Source organism: Sphingobacterium sp. UBA7249, assembly GCF_002472835.1.
Taxonomy (GTDB): domain Bacteria; phylum Bacteroidota; class Bacteroidia; order Sphingobacteriales; family Sphingobacteriaceae; genus Sphingobacterium; species Sphingobacterium prati.
In genome coordinates, this window is sequence record NZ_DKST01000003.1 from 18,376 (window position 1) to 34,470 (window position 16,095).

The 16,095-nt window shown below is 42.5% G+C and carries 15 protein-coding genes; 10 read left to right on the plus strand and 5 right to left on the minus strand.

Features of this window, described 5'->3' with window-relative positions; genetic code table 11:
* On the minus strand, nt 1–486 hold a 486-nt coding region (locus B4A24_RS02510), incomplete at its 3' end, for a LytR/AlgR family response regulator transcription factor (protein ID WP_293942297.1).
* Nucleotides 487–628: 142 nt separating this feature from the next.
* On the opposite strand from B4A24_RS02510, the gene B4A24_RS02515 reads away from it, so the two are divergent.
* A complete protein-coding gene (locus B4A24_RS02515) occupies nt 629–2,524 on the plus strand; it encodes a tetratricopeptide repeat-containing sensor histidine kinase (protein ID WP_293942298.1) in 1,896 nt (631 codons plus the stop codon).
* Between the two features lie 98 nt (nt 2,525–2,622).
* A complete protein-coding gene (locus B4A24_RS02520) occupies nt 2,623–3,252 on the plus strand; it encodes a response regulator (RefSeq protein WP_293942299.1) in 630 nt (209 codons plus the stop codon).
* Here B4A24_RS02520 and B4A24_RS02525 read toward each other — a convergent pair.
* Nucleotides 3,231–3,746, minus strand: a complete 516-nt coding sequence (locus B4A24_RS02525) for a Crp/Fnr family transcriptional regulator (RefSeq protein WP_293942339.1) — start codon at nt 3,744–3,746, stop codon at nt 3,231–3,233. The two genes, B4A24_RS02520 and B4A24_RS02525, sit on opposite strands and share 22 nt — an antisense overlap.
* A 238-nt stretch (nt 3,747–3,984) precedes the next feature.
* On the opposite strand from B4A24_RS02525, the gene B4A24_RS02530 reads away from it, so the two are divergent.
* Complete coding sequence (locus tag B4A24_RS02530) at nt 3,985–4,704, plus strand: LytR/AlgR family response regulator transcription factor (protein WP_293942301.1); 720 nt, start codon at nt 3,985–3,987, stop codon at nt 4,702–4,704.
* Between the two features lie 122 nt (nt 4,705–4,826).
* Nucleotides 4,827–5,621, plus strand: coding sequence for a hypothetical protein (locus tag B4A24_RS02535; RefSeq protein WP_293942303.1), 795 nt, complete (start codon nt 4,827–4,829; stop codon nt 5,619–5,621).
* Nucleotides 5,622–5,776: 155 nt separating this feature from the next.
* Here the strand turns inward: B4A24_RS02535 and B4A24_RS02540 are convergent, their stop codons facing one another.
* The 3 genes from B4A24_RS02540 to B4A24_RS02550 form a co-directional block, all read right to left on the minus strand.
* Nucleotides 5,777–8,203 carry an outer membrane beta-barrel protein gene (locus B4A24_RS02540; RefSeq protein ID WP_293942305.1) on the minus strand — a complete coding sequence of 809 codons (2,427 nt, stop codon included), beginning with the start codon at nt 8,201–8,203 and terminating at the stop codon, nt 5,777–5,779.
* 133 nt (nt 8,204–8,336) lie between these two features.
* The gene (locus B4A24_RS02545) at nt 8,337–9,122 is read right to left on the minus strand and encodes a hypothetical protein (protein WP_293942307.1); all 786 of its coding nucleotides are present in this window, start codon (nt 9,120–9,122) and stop codon (nt 8,337–8,339) included.
* The gene (locus B4A24_RS02550) at nt 9,119–9,826 is read right to left on the minus strand and encodes a carboxypeptidase-like regulatory domain-containing protein (RefSeq protein ID WP_293942309.1); all 708 of its coding nucleotides are present in this window, start codon (nt 9,824–9,826) and stop codon (nt 9,119–9,121) included. Before B4A24_RS02550 ends, B4A24_RS02545 begins: the two co-directional genes overlap by 4 nt.
* 248 nt (nt 9,827–10,074) lie before the next feature.
* On the opposite strand from B4A24_RS02550, the gene B4A24_RS02555 reads away from it, so the two are divergent.
* The 6 genes from B4A24_RS02555 to B4A24_RS02575 all read left to right on the plus strand — a co-directional run bounded on the left by B4A24_RS02555 (nt 10,075) and on the right by B4A24_RS02575 (nt 15,981).
* Nucleotides 10,075–10,581, plus strand: coding sequence for a hypothetical protein (locus B4A24_RS02555; protein ID WP_293942311.1), 507 nt, complete (start codon nt 10,075–10,077; stop codon nt 10,579–10,581).
* Between the two features lie 759 nt (nt 10,582–11,340).
* Nucleotides 11,341–12,024 carry an OmpA family protein gene (locus B4A24_RS02560; RefSeq protein WP_169715227.1) on the plus strand — a complete coding sequence of 228 codons (684 nt, stop codon included), beginning with the start codon at nt 11,341–11,343 and terminating at the stop codon, nt 12,022–12,024.
* 351 nt (nt 12,025–12,375) lie between these two features.
* Nucleotides 12,376–13,158 carry a hypothetical protein gene (locus B4A24_RS02565; protein WP_293942315.1) on the plus strand — a complete coding sequence of 261 codons (783 nt, stop codon included), beginning with the start codon at nt 12,376–12,378 and terminating at the stop codon, nt 13,156–13,158.
* Nucleotides 13,159–13,168: 10 nt separating this feature from the next.
* On the plus strand, nt 13,169–13,567 hold the full coding sequence (locus B4A24_RS02570; RefSeq protein WP_094258331.1) for a nuclear transport factor 2 family protein: 399 nt from the start codon (nt 13,169–13,171) through the stop codon (nt 13,565–13,567).
* A 72-nt stretch (nt 13,568–13,639) separates the two neighbouring features.
* A complete protein-coding gene (locus B4A24_RS23795; protein WP_422663674.1) occupies nt 13,640–14,167 on the plus strand; it encodes an ABC transporter permease in 528 nt (175 codons plus the stop codon).
* Nucleotides 14,168–14,259: 92 nt separating this feature from the next.
* Nucleotides 14,260–15,981 carry an ABC transporter permease gene (locus tag B4A24_RS02575; protein ID WP_293942318.1) on the plus strand — a complete coding sequence of 574 codons (1,722 nt, stop codon included), beginning with the start codon at nt 14,260–14,262 and terminating at the stop codon, nt 15,979–15,981.
* The last annotated feature ends 114 nt before the right edge of the window (nt 15,982–16,095 follow it).

The window sequence follows — 16,095 nt, forward strand, 5'->3', positions numbered from 1 at the left end:
TTCTGTATATAGTACCGTATAGTCCCGGGCGGCCTTGATGTACCGGATCTGGGAACTTTCTATTCGGGAGAATCCGTTTGCGCAAGGCACAAAAAGATAAGGATGTTGTGGAACAGAATCCTGTTCGCCAGGTAGATGTAAATCGATGAGCTTTCTAATGGTCCGTTCCAAACGTTCCTTCTCCATGGGTTTGCACAGAAAGTCCAAGGCGTCGAGGTCATATGCGTCTTGGGCATGTAATCTGTTCGATGAGGTGATAATTATCTGCGGAGAATTATATCTATCCTTGCGCATTTCAAAAGGATTAGATCCCCAGAGATTAAGATCGAGAAAGATGACATCGGGTAATATGCTGTCTATCAATATGGTGGTTTCCCTCCAGCAGGCGGTTTCTACAATATTATTTATTCCAGGGACCTGGGCTAATCTTTCTCGGACCATTATTCTTGTAGAAGGATCAGGATCTGCAATAAGGATTGTGTGCATAATAAAATAATAAGTTCAATGAACAAATATATCCTAAGTTAACGATGCATATCTTCGAACAAATGCCTAGATCTGCAGATTACGTACAATCACGGAGAAACCATTTATAACATTGCTGGACGGACCATTTACCTTGCTTGAAATGATACTTAATAAACCTTTATTCATTTATATGGCCTTAATGATGATGTTATCACAAAGCAGTGTCTTCGCCAGGGACACCACTGCGGTATTGAATTTTATTGATCGGGCAAAAGAAATGCAAAGGATTGGGAAGACGGATTCAGCTGAATATTATTTCAACCAGGCAAACAGACTTTCCAAGCTAATAAATTATGATACTGGCAGACTAGTAGCTTTGGGTAATTACAGCGTCTTTTTGTATGAACAACTTCGCTATAGTGAAGCGTTATCTTTTGCCAAACAATCGCTAGGTTTAAGCTTGAAAATGAAGAACAAGGCACGGGCTGCGGCGGCCTACAACAACATTTCTCTACAGTATCAGGCAATGGGGAAATTGGAAAATGCAGCTGAGAACTTGGTAAAGGGATTAGAAATATCTTCTGGAATCAAACATCCAAGCCATCGGGACTTATCCGATCGTCGGAAATATTATAACAACCTAAGTTCTCTTATGCTTGATCTGAATGATGTTAAAAAGGGGCTTGAATATGCTTGGGAATCACATAAGCTCGCTCAAAAGTTAAATGACACATTAGCTATGGGCAGAAGTCTGGTCAACATCGTGGTGGCCGAGGCAATGTCCAAGGATTTTGATTCTGCAGAGCGGCATGCTATTCGATTAATGGAAATCGCGTTGAAACATGGTGATATTCAGATGGAGATTAAAGCCCATAATAATCTTGGTGATATCTACCGTATGCAGAAAAAGTATAATAAATCTTTGCAGAGTTTCAGGAAAGCTGGAGCACTTTTGTCCAATGAATTTCCAGGAAATGAGGTGTATGTTCTGTCAGGAATGTCCTCGGTCAACAAAGATATGGGAAATTTCGCCCTAGCGGAAAGCTATTACCACAGAGCAATCGAACTTGGCAAGGAACAATTACCTAAATCTCAGCTCCTAGAGCTTTACCTTTCAGGTTCTGAAATCAAAGAAGGAATAGGAAAATTTAGAGAGGCACTTGAATTGCTCAAGATGTACCGTTCCTTGGCTGATTCCCTAAAGGATAGGGAAACTCATCGCTCTATTCAGGAACTTGAACTGAAATACAGATCCATGGAAAACCGTAAGATTATTGCCGAAAGGGATCTTGTGATTGCTAAGCAGAATACGGTTATTGAGCGAAAAAGCAAGTGGGTTACTATATCTATTTCTATAGCTGTTTTACTTTCCTGGGGCTTAATATTTATGCGCTTAGTGGGAATCCAAAAGCGAAAGAGGTTGAAATTAAATTACGAGAGACATCTGCTGGAAGCACAGCTTAATGGCGAGGAAAGAGAGAGGGGACGAACCGCAAAGGAATTACATGATGGAGTTGCCAGTATACTTTCCGCGACGAAAATAAAGGTTCACAATGCGAACGTCACTGGCCAGGAGAAAAAGGCACTGTTTGAAATCGGTGAGCTGATAGAAGTTGCCGTCCGGGAGATCAGAAACATATCCCACAATCTCGCACCCGAATTCCTACTTAGAGAAGGACTTGCATGGGCTATAGAATCTTTCTGTCAACGAGTAAAAGGCGGTGAGCTTTCCCTTGATTTTTATCTTATTGGCGATATTCCCAAGTTTGAACGAACCGTAGAATTGACGCTTTATAGAACAGTTCAAGAGGCTGTCACCAATATTATCAAACATTCAGGAGCAACCGAAGGGATTGTGCAGCTTGAGGGAAGTGGCAATATCTTGAGGATAACGGTTGAGGACAATGGCATAGGTTTTAACAAAAATACGCTCTCGGGGAAGGGATTGGGATTAAGCGGCCTTACGTGCAGGGTTTCAAACGTTGGCGGAACAATTGAAATCCATTCTTCACCCGGTAGGGGTACAACAATCAATATTGAGATCACTTCCCAATAATATATGGAATGAGGTAACATACGGTAATTTCTTTTCTGGGTAGAAGTACGGTATAAAGAAATTTGGAAGATAATTTACTTTGTATAAAAATAAAATTTATGACAACAATTGGAATTGTGGATGACCATCCCCTAATCATAGAAGGTCTTGTGCAGATGTTGGACACATTCGAGCAGTTTGAGGTTGTGCTAAAAGCCTATAGTGGAGAAGAACTTCTTTCTGCATTGGGAACAACCGTTCCAGATGTACTTTTGCTCGATATTGAGCTACCTGACATCGATGGTACAGCACTCTGTTCTAGTGTGCTGGAGATATGTCCTGAGTTACCTATTATTGCCCTTACAAATCATGACGAAGTCCTTTACGTCAGGAAAATGATGAGGAATGGTGCAATGGGGTATCTTTTAAAGGGAACTGATCAGGAGGGGCTAGTTGAAGCTATTAATAGCGTAATATCCGGTAAACAGTTTATTGATAGGGAGATCGAACGATCAATAATAAATCTAGCTATTACGGGAAGGAATGCTTCGGTGAACGTGAAGCTAACAAACCGCGAATGTGAAATATTAGCATTGATCGCTCACGAACATTCCAATCAGGAAATCGCCGATAGGCTCTTTCTCAGTGTTCGTACTGTAGAGTCACACCGTCATAGCCTGAACCAAAAGCTCAACATCAAAACTGCTGCAGGATTGGTCAGGGAGGCCTACTTGAGAGGACTTATCTGATCTGACCCTCTTTGCCCAAGTCCCTTCCTTATGCGGCTCAGACTGTCCTGATGGATCCCCAAAAGGGAAGCTATGTATTTCTGGGGTACACTTTGGATCACTTTTGGTTGAGATTCCATCAATTTGTAGTAGCGCTCTTCGGCGGTCATGCACCTTGATTCAACCTGATTGTCTTGGAGCCAATTTAGGAGGCGGTCCATGATGGCCATTTCCATGGCTATCATTCTGGGGATTTCTTCCTTGAGTAACATAACGCTGGTTAGATCCCAGACAAGGACTTCCATTTCGCTGAGCGATTCTAGGGCACATGTGGATTCTTGTCCATTCTGTAGTAGAAGTGGGGTGGAGAGAAAATAATTGGTCGATTCGATTCCCAGAGTATGGTCCACACCATCCTGGACACGGAAAAGACGGGCAATGCCCTTGATCATGAAATACATTTTTTTAACTAATTTTCCTTGTTCCATCAAGACAGTGTGAGGTGGAAACACCATGTGTTGTGTGTTTTTCCTAATGATTTCAAACTCATCACGGGTGAAGGAAATGTTATATTGCTGCGCAAAATTGCATGCTTGATTGAAATGTTTTCTGTCAACCATATTGATAGTAATATCTAGGATAAAATAATAATACAATATAACAAAAATGCCCAAGCCGGCCAATTCCTGACATTTGTCAGGTCCATACGCCTATTATGTTCACTACTTTTATAGTTTATTAAAGCTTAGAATAATGGTAAAGCAATCAGTACTCATCGCAGATAGGGATGTCTCATTTAGGCAGGAGCTTCGCAAAATGATCGTTTCTTTGGATTATCCTGCTATATTTCATGAAACCTGCAATGGTCTGGAAACTGTACGATTTATTGACTGTTTACAGCCTTCGGTTGTATTCATCAATGCATCACTACCCGGATTAGCAGGATTCGATGTTCTTAAGAAGATCAATCACGATCCAATTTCTGTAATAATTTCTGACAATCCAGAGGATGCCGTCAGGGCAATTGATCATGGGGCTTCGGGGTACCTTCACCGACCTATCTGCACTGAAAATCTTAAACGGACTTTGGTTCGTATTGGTTCATCTGAAGTGACAAGACCAATTTCTTTGGGCAATGGAAATGGATACCCGGGGAGCATCTTTTTGGAAAAAGGAGGCAGATTAAAAAAAGTGAATGTATCTGAAATCACCTATTTGCAAGCGGACCGAGACTATACCTGGATCTATACTGCCGACGATAACGCTTATCTCAGTAACCATGGTATTGGTGTTCTCAGTCAAAAGCTTGATCCTGATAAGTTTTTGAGGGTTCACCGATCCTACATGGTTAATCTGGAACATGTGAATGAACTCTATAAGGATATTCGGAGACTATATCTCCTAGTGACCGGCGAGATCGAGATTGGTGTAGGCAAACAGTACGTCTCAAGGGTCCGGGAGCTCATTTTCTAATAAAGTCTAATGTACAACATTCATAATATACGTAGTATTACGCATTATAAATTTGGGGTAGATCAACGGTTAAGAGTTCCATCCAATTGTGGGAAATTTGCATAGAATTTTTTCACCTAAACATGACAAAACTAAAATTGCTCGTTATTCTGGGTAGCCTGATCCTGGTATTTGAATCTTGTCGCACGGATCTTCCTACCCTTTCCTATTTTCAATCTCTGCCAAATGGTTATACTATTTTCGAAAAAGGAGATACCTCCTCTTTTGTTGTGAAATATGATCTTCTAAATAGGGTCGTATCCTACAGTTCCCCTACTGAACAAGAATTTATCAACTTTATTTACGATTTTTTTGGAAGGCTTTATCGGATTGAAATCATAGAAGAAGACAAAACTCAGAAGATGGAAATAAAATATTCCGAAAATGATGAACCAGTCAATGCTGTTGTTTCCATTTCAAAAAAGGGGGAAAACAGTGTCTCAGGAAGGAAGTTCATTGATTATGAATTGAAGGATGGAAAGGTGGTGGGTATGAAAGTTCTTGAAACAGGGGGCTCTGCTCATGAAGTTCGTTTGGACTATGCTGGCGATGATCTTATAAGGGTGACTTCAATCGGAAACGCTGGATTCGTATCTCATGAATTTGAGCTTGGAAGGAAAAGGTCTCCTTTTGCATCGGCCAGGTTCAGACATGTCCTTCATGCTGAGCTGCCTCTCATTTTTTGCTCCACTAAAGAATATACGTGCCATAGGATATTACTCTCCGAGGGATTGACCATATCATCAAAGATCGAAAACCTTACTGATCCAAGGGGGACTTTCCTCTGGATCAGGGATCCTATCGAAATACTTAGAAGAAACGCCTTCACACCTCAGGGCCCGGATCAAACCATAAAGGATCCAATATTTAACCTTTGATAGTATATGGAATCTTATTTTCATTGAAAATGAAATAGTAAAGTGAGATGTTTTTTTGCCCTTTCCTTATGGAGGGTTTCCAGGATTAGGCATCAGTGTCTGACCTCTCATAATTTGTCAGGATAGTCAAAACTATCCTGTATTGAACTTTTTATCTATGTTCGCTGCTGCTCGCTCTTGGCCCCGCCACCCTGATAACTACGGTCGTTCTTGTCACCTTTTGTAAAACGGTATCTAAAGGAAAGGCTTAGGGTCCTTGAATCGCGCAGAGTAGAGAAGGTCGCATAGGTTCCTGCCAGATAGCCTATTTCGCCAGTATTGATTTCGGTGTGGAAAATATCATTTAGAGCGAGATTAATGGAACATCCGTCATTCATTTTGAAATTGATGGCAGAATTTACTCTGGTGCGTTTCTTCATGGAAAACTGAGCGAATTTCTGACTTCCCTGATGTTCTCCGTCCACCTGAAAGGTCCATTTTTCGGAAGGTTTATAGCTGAGGGATGGCCTGATCAACACAAATGTTCCTTTACTATCCAGTTGCTGTCCAAAGATTTCACTTTTGGTATGGAGCAGATGTATTGCGGTATGGCCGATAAGGGTGAACTTCTCTATCGGGCTATAAGTAATATTGAGCGTGGCGCTCAATGTCGTTAAGGCCCCCAGATTGCCCTGCTGACTGTAATAGATTCCATCCTCAATACGAATGGTTTCGCTCATAAGGTCCTTAACTTTTGCATAGGCAAGCGTGAAATCAACAAGTGGCTGGAAATTATAGGAAAGCTCTGTCTGATTTATGAATGAGGGCTTTAGGTAAGGTGTACCTAGGTAATAGGTATATTTGTCAAATGGGGTCACGAATGGATTCAACCAGGCATAATGTGGACGATCGATCCGCCTACCATAATTCAGGCTTAAGGTATGTTTGCTTTCATCTGATGGCCTGTACTGGAGATATAAGGTGGGGAAAAAATCAAAGTGTCTTCTGTTGAACGAAGAATCTGGCTGAGTTCCATTGCCCAGTAGGAGGCCACTTGAGATGGTCCCTTCAAATCGCAAGCCGGCCTGATAACTCCATTTCCCAAATTTTCCATCAATACTCGTGAAGGCTGAGTGGATAGATTCCTTGAATCGGAAATGGTTCGTCTTTTCTATGTCGACAATCATGTCGTCTTGGAATACCCTATAAAAGTTCGCGTCGTTATCGGTGAGTGTACTGCTGCTCTTGAGGCCTGATGATACACGTATGGTCTCTCCAAAGGGATGTACGAAATCTGCCTTTGCGGAGTATATGCGAATATCGTTGGGGACCTTGCCGATCTGTGATTCGAAGGTGGTTGCTTCACCCCCGGGGAGATAGGTGGAATTATCGAAATACTGCTTGTTGTTTCCCTTATATTTCAGGAAATCAAGGTCGATGGTAAGTTTTTGCCCGGATCCATGTTTTTTATAACGGTAATTGATATTTGCTCCCAGGTTCGAAAATGTACGGTCTTCGATGTTGTTCGCGATTAAGGTTGAGTCATGGTTCTCGGGATTTGACATAAATTGGCTTTCTCCTAAGGAATTCAGTTTGATCGGAGTGGATCTCAGGTTCAGGTTGACACCTATGGTGCTCTTGTCATCTATAAAATAATCCGCTCCCAGCCGGCCTGATAGGGAAATCCCTTTTCTCCTTATCCAGGTATCCTGCGAAAAAATGGGAGAGGTGTGGGCTTGTCCACCCTCGAATTTACGAAGAATATCCAGATCGGTATAGGTGTTCGTTGTCGAAAATGAAGTAATGGCCGACATTGCCCATTTGTCAGTATTGAATGCGAAGTCGCCATTATTGTTTGTCTGTCCATATTTACCTTGCTGATAGGCAATGCTCACCCCTCCATGGAGACCTTTAGATCGATACCTTTTGGTATGGATTGCGATGATTCCCCCACTTCCCGCAGCGTCATAGTTTGCCGGGGGATTTGTCATCAGTTCAATTCGGTCGATCTGGGCTACGGGAACAGTACGTAGAAATTCTCGTAGCTGCTCTCCGACAAGGTTGGTTGGTTGGTCATCAATATATACGGTAACACCTGATTTTCCCGACAGACGGATGTTTCCGCTCTGATCGAGCTGTACACCCGGTGATTTTTCGAGTACTTCCAGGGCTGAACCACCGGTACTGGACAACATGACATCTGGATTTACTACAGTTCTGTCGTGACGTTTTTCGATATAAGCCCTATCTGCAGTTACAGTCACTTCAGCTAAATTGCTTGAGCTGGGCTCCATCGCGATGTTCAGTTCTGTAGTTGTGGTTTTTTTTATGATGATAGAATCTTTAGACCAGGGTTGAAACCCCATCATCGTACTTCTAACCTGGTAATATATTCCAACAGCCAGCTTTCCGAAAACAAAATTGCCGGAGGAGTCTGAACTCACAGTGGTAATATGGTTTCCATTTTCCTGTTGGAAGATTTCGATTGTTGCCGCTTGTATTGGAACTTTCTGCAAATCGGTAACCCGACCCTGGATCTGCTGTCCGAGAACCCAAGTTGAAAACAAAGTGAATATGGCTAATAATGGGTAAATTTTTTTCATGAACATTGTGAAGTTTTTTTTGTTCTAGGCAAAAGATATTAAAATGGGAAGATTCACTTTAAGTAAGCTTGACAAACGGTGGAAATTATCGATAAATCTGAATTTTTCCACCCGAACCATTCATTTATTGGTGCTACCTATACGGTTTTAATTTTTCCATTAGCTCGGTCATCCTACCTAGGGTAAGCCCAAATCCGTCCGTGATATCCCATATAACGTCTTGGATCTGGTTATGTATCTTCATCCATTGGGGCACTACGTAATCTTCCTCGTGCGCAGCTACGGGATCCCAATGCGCATTGACCTTAAGTCCAGGATGCCCTTTCAGCAAGTCAAGGAGTTTGAGCAAGCTAGGGTCTGAGGTAACGATAAATTTAGGATAATTGTTTCTTGATATGGGATATACCTGTTCGGCTCCGATGTTATCGTACCAGGGCATAGATCTGTTTTTGTTCACACATGCCATTCCAATATAGACTGTGGTTGTATCCCGGCCCCCACCGTACCGTTTAGTTGGCGGGACGGTGATCAGGTACTTTTCTATACTGAGTCCGTTCTGCTTGTCGTGGATGCTGCTTACCCCGATCAGCCCTGCAGGGAGTTCGACGGTGACTGGAGGAGTGCCCGGCATTCTGTCGTTTACGAAATTGATGTCCACATAGAAAAAATTGGCATGAGCGTAAAGTTTGCGCAGGTCGGGGTCAAAGGGATGGTATTTGCGCTCTACGATCCGGATTCCTTGCGGTAGCGTTAGTGCCGCACCCAAAGGTTCCTCCTGGCTGTCTCCAAGTCCAGGGTTTCCATTAGAAGGGGAAATAACGATTTTTTGGTCATGCTGTTCCGGCGCAAAGGGATCGTCTTTTGCGCATGATGTCAACAACAAAAATAATGCTGCCGGGTACAATAAATTTTTTATCATGGTTTTGTATTATATTCTAACTTAAAACAATTGTCGCATTGAGCGGGAATCTGCGGCTCAAAGTCAAGGATTAGTTCGGTTGCAAAGCTATCCTCGGTGTTCCATCTGCGGAGTTTCAGGGTTTGGCCATTATAGCGGGCGGTGATCTTATATTGGCCGATGGGAACATCTAGAATTTGATGTCCGTCTGTAGCGTACCTTTCCAAGATCTGTCCCTGTGAACCATCAATTAGGTTGCCCTGTGGTGTAAGGGTAAACTTGATCTTGTCAGTTTCCAGATAGATTCCCGGAAAGTTATCGATGGTTACCGTTCCCCCATAATTTCCAGTTAAAGGAGCTGCTTTCTGACCGGAGAGCTTCCATGTGAAATTACGGACAGCACCCTCTGGTCCAAACCCCGTTGGTTCCTGGGGATGTAAATAGCATTGATAGATCTTTCCGTTAAACTGTATTTTGTGGATTGCAAATGCATACCAGCTTCCGGTTTTTGGTAGGGGCAGAGTATAGTTCCCTTCAGGTGTCGTTTTTGTGGACAAGTTGCTGTTGAAAAATATACTATTGTCCACGATGATCTGTACCCCCGGTATCGTTGAACCAGCCTGGTCCCTTACTGTTCCACTGACCTTTCCGGTATTTTCGGGGGCTAGGTCCCTTTTGCCGCACCCCAGAGCGTAGGCCAAAAATAATAGATAGAAGATTCTCATAATAACAAAAGTAGACTTACTAATACTTGATTTTTAGAGTAGTATTTCTTAAAAAACAGACCTCAGTAGTAACACTTAAATGAAATGAATTCAATCAGGATCGGTCATAGGCTACGTAAATTTCATGTTAGGTAGTAGTACTTAATTATTGCGGTCTGAATCACGATAAATTTGCAAAGTCAACTTCGGTAATCCCTTTGCTGAGGAGTGAATTTTAAATCTTAAATAATTAATAAAATATGAATAAAATGAAAACAATCGGAGCGGCTGCAATTTTCCTGCTGCTGGGTGGTAGCAATTCTTTTGCGCAGTCTTTTAATAAAGGCGACAAGTTATTAAATGCCGGTGTGGGCATTGGGGGAGGCTTGGGTATCCCTGTAGGGGTTAGTTATGAGCATGCTGTCTCTAACCGAATTAGTGTTGGAGGATATCTTGCCTACGCTAGAAAGAAGGAAAGCTATTACGAATCTGGTGAATGGAAATATAGCTATATCTTGGCTGCTGGAAGAGGATCCTACCACCTGAAGGTAAATTCAGAAAGGTTCGATCCGTATGGTGGTGTGATGCTAGGTTATAACGTGGCATCTGTGAAGTGGTCGGGAGATGGATCTCAGCCCGTTTCCGCATCCGCTGGAGGATTTATGTGGGGCGTTCATATCGGAACTAGATATTGGGCTTCGCAAAAGGTAGGCGCATTTGCTGAGCTTGGTTATGGTGTTACGGTGCTGAACGTGGGAGTTGCATTTAAATTATAATCATGTTGGTCTCCCTGAGAGTACATTTATTGGAAAATTAGAGCCGTTGATCGAAAAGGTTGTTTGTCCAACCAGATCCATTATATTTTTGTCTTCTAAGGACCATTAATATCATAATCATATGAAAATTCCAATATCAAAACCATTTATAGTATCAATGACTTGGATCAGTATACTCGCTTGCCTATCCATGGAAGCAAGTGCCCAGTCCATATTAAAAAAAATAAAAGGTAAGGTAGAGAATACGGCAACTCGGAAAGTACTTGAGCAGACCGAGAAGGCATTGGAAAAGGGCATGGACAAGGTAGTCGAATCTGCGGTAAAAGGCAGATCCAAAAATGGAGAGGAGGATTCAGGGGAATCTATGAATAAGACTGAAGAAGTAGCCAAGCGCATAGGGTCGTTCAGTAAGTACGATTTCATCCCCGGCGATACCGTCTTATATGCCAACGACTTTGGATCCGAAGCTCTAGGCGAGCTTCCCTCAGGATGGAACAGCAACAGGAGCTCGGTAATCGTATCTCTGGACGGAATTCCTGGAAAATGGCTTAGGTTGGCTCAGAACAGCGTGTCCTTAACTGATAATGAACACTCNNCTCTTTAGGAATTGATTTTACAGTCGAGTTTGATTTAGTGCTGGACATCGACTTCAAGGGGTGGCTGCCACCATCGTTCCAGTTTGGTCTTCTTGCATCAGGGAAAGATTCGCCGGTTTCAAACAAACTGCTAATCGATCCCAAAGGGACAAAATCGTTCTATATGGAGATCTCGCCTCTCTCGGACGCGGGGAATATCAATCTGGAGAGCCATGTTGGGTATGTTCGTCATTTCCACAGCGCTCCCGAGAGGAATTCTGCCGTAAAGAGTTGGTATGGCAGGCCGGTCCATGTAGCGATCCAGGGTCAAAAGGAGCGTTTGCGTATCTGGGTCGATGGCCAAAAGATTTATGATGTCCCTAAAGGGATAGCCAAGGATGGAACCATGAATCAGCTGTTCTTGCGCTTGGGCAGCAGTCCCTATAAGGATGAGCAGGTCGGTGTTTTTATAGGTAATATAAAGATTGCAAAGGGCATGGCCGATCCCAGACAAAAACTCCTTAATGAAGGTAGATTTGTTACCACGGGTATTTTGTTCGAAAGCGGTTCGGCTTCCATAAAACCAGAATCTGCTGGGATATTGAGATCAATTGCTGCCTTTCTAGAGCAAGAAGCAGAGATCCATCTCAATATTGTGGGTCACACCGATGCTGCTGGAGATGAGACGAGCAATTTCGTGCTTAGTCAAAAGCGTGCAGAAGCGGTAAAAGATTGGATTGTGACAACTTCCGCAATTAATGGAGAAAGGCTGATTACCTCTGGTAAAGGGGAGACAGAACCGGTCTCCGAAAATGCGACGGCATCTGGTCGGGCCCAGAACAGAAGGGTTGAATTTATTAAGAAATGAGATGTTCAGGAATGTAATATTTATTTTTTATGTAGTCATACTTTTTGGATGTAGTCGACCGGATCATAAACCTTCAAAGGAGGAAGATTTAAAGATCGATGTTCTAGGGGCAGCGAGCACCAAAACAACTTCTAATGGAATTCCCACCATTTGGATGGCTGAAGGTGGAAGTNNACATTTATTCCGTTCAATCATGATAAGATCTGGCTTAGTGGCGCCCATGCTCTCCACACCGTCGGTGGCCGCAATATGGTCTATTTTGGCACTGAGCTAATAGATGGGAGGACAAGGGTAGTTTTATTTACTTATGATGGGAAAAAAATACTTTCCGATGTAGTGCGCCTTAAGCTGATGACAGATCGAGAGGAATACCTGTATGCTTATCATACCGATGCCCACGGCAACCTCTATCTTTACGCTTCCTCCAAGACAACGGGGAATCGAAACATCAGTTACATATATAAGATTGATAATTTGTTGGGGATTGAGATGGTGAAGATGCCCACGGATATATCATTTGCAATTTTCAAAACCCCAACGGGATTGGTATCGCTCAAGGCCACATACCTACACGGCGCCATAGAAGTTAGTCTTTCCCACCAGTATCGTGGCATTGAGAAGATAATGGTCGATCTGACCGGGTATGGGGAGCTGTACGTCCATTCGGCTTACTATAACCAGATGGGAAGGTTGGTGCTGTTAGTGAGTGCTGTTGGGAATGATGATAAAAAGCCTTCGTACGTATTATTTAGCCTAGACCCTGAGACAAGAAAAGTTTTACGCCATGTACTAAATCTACCTAGCGAAAGATATAGTTTTGGAAAGGGATTGATGGAGGGTAATATACTTTTTGTACCTGGTTGGGAGAGAAGTGCCAACCGAGCCTTTTATTTCCGGATCGATACGCAGAGTGACCTGGGGGAAATACCTGTTACCAGGACCGAACTAGAAACAGATCCACAGCTGTCATTCACCAAGGCTTCTTTTCTACAACGGATAAATGGGGATATTTACGTAGGAGGTGAACAGCTCGGAAAAGCTTGTTATTGGAAGAATGGTAAAATGATCCATCTCGAAAGCGATCCAATTATCATCCGTTCCTATCCGATCCAGTTCTTGCCATATAAAAATTGATTAAAACGGAATGAAACAAAAAAATATAGCTCTTGTCAGGGAACTCTACAGTTCTTTTAACGATGGAAACGATAGCCACATTATTCAATTGTTATCTCAAGATATTCAGTGGAACCAGATGGACGGATTTCCCGGAAGTCGCAGATGCCTCGGAATCTCCGAAGTGCTCGGACATGTTTTTGCTGACCTACGCTCTGAATGGATGGACTGGCAGTCTGTTGCCAACGAGTTTTTTGCTGATGGTGATACGGTTTTTGTGAAAGGGTATTATTCCGGGATTCATAGGTTGACCCAGAAGGCTTTCAAAGTGCCGTTTATTGGTGAATACAAAATCCATGAAGGAAGAATTTCCGAATTCAATCAATTTACGGATACTTACTGGATTGCTCAGGCCATGGTTGCAGACTGATCTTTTAAGAACTGATAAATTACTGAAATGGTAAATTTAAGGTTTATTTTACGAAGCATACTAAAACGTGGAATGGTGAGCGTCGTTCACCTTGTGGGATTGTCGGTGGCATTTGCGACGGCTATATTACTTTTCTTGACAGCCAGGTTTGTAATGTCCTACGATAGCTTTCATGAAGACGCGAATCGTATTGGATGGTTATATAGTAAGAGTTACGATAAGAATGGCGTAAAATATAATTCTTCGATGGCAGCTCCCTTGGCCCCTGCTCTTAAGGCTGAGATAACCGGAATTGAATACATCAGCCGGATTGCCAGCGGAAGCATTCTTTTAAAGAATGGAGACAAGGAATTGGTGTCTACTAGCAGGTATGTTGACGATGAATTCTTGTCCATATTTTCCTTTCCTGTAATTGCAGGAGATAAAAATGCATCGATTGATATTGGGAATATAGTGCTAGAGGAAACCATGGCACGTAACCTGTTTGGATCTGTCTNNTGGTTAACGTCAACATTAACGGAACTTGGGAGCAGAAGGTCATTTCAGCTGTCCTTGGCGAAATTCCGCAAAATTCGAGTATTCGCTTCAGTTCACTCCTAAGGTTTGAACTTAAACCAGATTATATCGCGGAAAGGGATAATTGGGCTGCACAAAACCATGATGTTATCGTAAAGCTTCGGAATAGAACCGTAATGGATAGTGATTTTGCGAGAGATACCAGAGCGTTCACCGAACTTCATTACAAGGATGAGATCGTTAGGCTGAAGAACTCAGGAGGAAATCCCGATGAACTCGGTAACCTGTTTTCTCTCAATATGATTTCCATAAGGGACTATCATCTCAACAGTTACGGTATTTCGGGTGGTCCCCCATCCTTTTATCCCTGGATCTTGCTTATTGTGGCGGGGCTCATCATGATATCTGCTTGTATGAATTTCGTCAGTCTTACCCTTTCGGGATCCCTTCAACGCAGCAGGGAGATCGGTACTCGAAAGATTCTGGGAGCAACTCCCAAAAATATAGCAATCCAATTATGGTTGGAAACGTTTTTTGTATGCGTCCTATCTTTGACCTTCGGTCTATTTTTTGCTTGGCTGATCCTTCCTGAATACAATGCAATTTTAAACTACCGGCTCAGACTATTGGATTTGTTATCTCCCCAAACCCTAATCTTGTTTGCCGGTGTTTTTATGTCGGTCACCCTGCTGGCTGGCGGTTATCCTGGAATCAAAATTGCTGGGTTGAATGCGAAAGAATCTTTAAGGGGAGAGGTTAACCATAAATCATCCAGGCTTCAGAGGGTACTGACTATATTTCAATTTTCCATATCAGTACTATTTATTATCTCTGCAATTGTTGTCAGTTCACAGGTTGAATATCTTTCAAGCCATTCCCTAGGCTACAATACATCAGAGGTGATCAGCATTCCGATAGGTAAGGGAATTGACAAAGAACAGGCATTGGAGAGGATGCGCGCGGAGCTCTCCAGGTATACTTGGGTAAAAGCTGTGAGTGCATCAGATGCTAACTTGGGACTGGGCAGCGATGGGACCTTGAGAAGTAGCATTTTAAAGTTTTCACATGAAAATAAGGATTACAGCACCAATTTTATGCGTGTAGATTACGATTTTCTCAAAACTCTAGAAATAAAGTTACTTGCGGGGCGTGATTTCGAACGTAACATGTCAACAGATACTTCTTCTATAATTATTAATAGAAAGATGGCAGAGCAGATGGGCGGTATTAAGCGAATTTTAGGAAAAAATATTGCGCTAAATAAAGGGAGTAAGGTTATAGGAGTAGTCGATGACTTTCACTTTCAGCACCTCCGGAAGAAAGTTGAGCCATTGAGCCTTTACATTAATCGAAATGTATCTGATATTGAGTACCTTTTTGTCAAGGTGGATACGGACTTTCTTCCAAAATCGATGGAGATTATTTGGAAGATATGGAAAGAGGTGAATCCAACTGCGGACATTCCCGCATCTTATCTTGATGAGAATGCAAATAATTTATATAGAAAGGACCGGACATTTTCAAAGATCGTAATGATAGGCACTGGTATTGCCATCGTCATTTCTTGTATGGGGCTTTTTGCATTGGCATTGTCTGCCACTGCAAGGAGGGCTAAGGAGATTGGAATCCGAAAGGTCTTGGGTGCATCGGTCTGGCGCGTGATAAGACTCGTTTCGTCGGATTTCATTAAGTTGGTCGTCTTGGCATTTGCAATTTCTGCCCCCTTGGCCTGGATACTCCTGAACTCTTGGTTGCAGATTTATGCATATAGGATACAAATAGAATGGTGGATGATGGGAATTGCTGCAATAATCGTATTTCTGATAGCATTCTTCACCATTTTTTGGCAAACCTTTCGTGCAGCTACTGCAAATCCTGTTGAATGTTTGAGAATTTGATTATGCTATTAATTTTGGAGCAAAGCCCTAAATAAACTAAGAAATGGGATCCCTGTTCTGTGTGTGGGCTCGAAGCAATCAAGATAATTTATTATTAAAAGCAATTGCTTTTAA

What these genes read in the sequence shown, in the direction of transcription:
- B4A24_RS02550 (WP_293942309.1), bottom strand. Translation starts at nt 9,826, where the DNA reads ATGAGAATCTTCTATCTATTATTTTTGGCCTACGCTCTGGGGTGCGGC.
- B4A24_RS02570 (WP_094258331.1), top strand. Translation starts at nt 13,169, where the DNA reads ATGAAACAAAAAAATATAGCTCTTGTCAGGGAACTCTACAGTTCTTTT.
- B4A24_RS02530 (WP_293942301.1), top strand. Translation starts at nt 3,985, where the DNA reads ATGGTAAAGCAATCAGTACTCATCGCAGATAGGGATGTCTCATTTAGG.
- B4A24_RS02555 (WP_293942311.1), top strand. Translation starts at nt 10,075, where the DNA reads ATGAAAACAATCGGAGCGGCTGCAATTTTCCTGCTGCTGGGTGGTAGC.
- B4A24_RS02565 (WP_293942315.1), top strand. Translation starts at nt 12,376, where the DNA reads ATGACAGATCGAGAGGAATACCTGTATGCTTATCATACCGATGCCCAC.
- B4A24_RS02515 (WP_293942298.1), top strand. Translation starts at nt 629, where the DNA reads ATGATACTTAATAAACCTTTATTCATTTATATGGCCTTAATGATGATG.
- B4A24_RS02545 (WP_293942307.1), bottom strand. Translation starts at nt 9,122, where the DNA reads ATGATAAAAAATTTATTGTACCCGGCAGCATTATTTTTGTTGTTGACA.
- B4A24_RS02575 (WP_293942318.1), top strand. Translation starts at nt 14,260, where the DNA reads ATGGATAGTGATTTTGCGAGAGATACCAGAGCGTTCACCGAACTTCAT.
- B4A24_RS02520 (WP_293942299.1), top strand. Translation starts at nt 2,623, where the DNA reads ATGACAACAATTGGAATTGTGGATGACCATCCCCTAATCATAGAAGGT.
- B4A24_RS02560 (WP_169715227.1), top strand. Translation starts at nt 11,341, where the DNA reads ATGGAGATCTCGCCTCTCTCGGACGCGGGGAATATCAATCTGGAGAGC.
- B4A24_RS02525 (WP_293942339.1), bottom strand. Translation starts at nt 3,746, where the DNA reads ATGGTGTTTCCACCTCACACTGTCTTGATGGAACAAGGAAAATTAGTT.
- B4A24_RS02535 (WP_293942303.1), top strand. Translation starts at nt 4,827, where the DNA reads ATGACAAAACTAAAATTGCTCGTTATTCTGGGTAGCCTGATCCTGGTA.
- B4A24_RS02540 (WP_293942305.1), bottom strand. Translation starts at nt 8,203, where the DNA reads ATGAAAAAAATTTACCCATTATTAGCCATATTCACTTTGTTTTCAACT.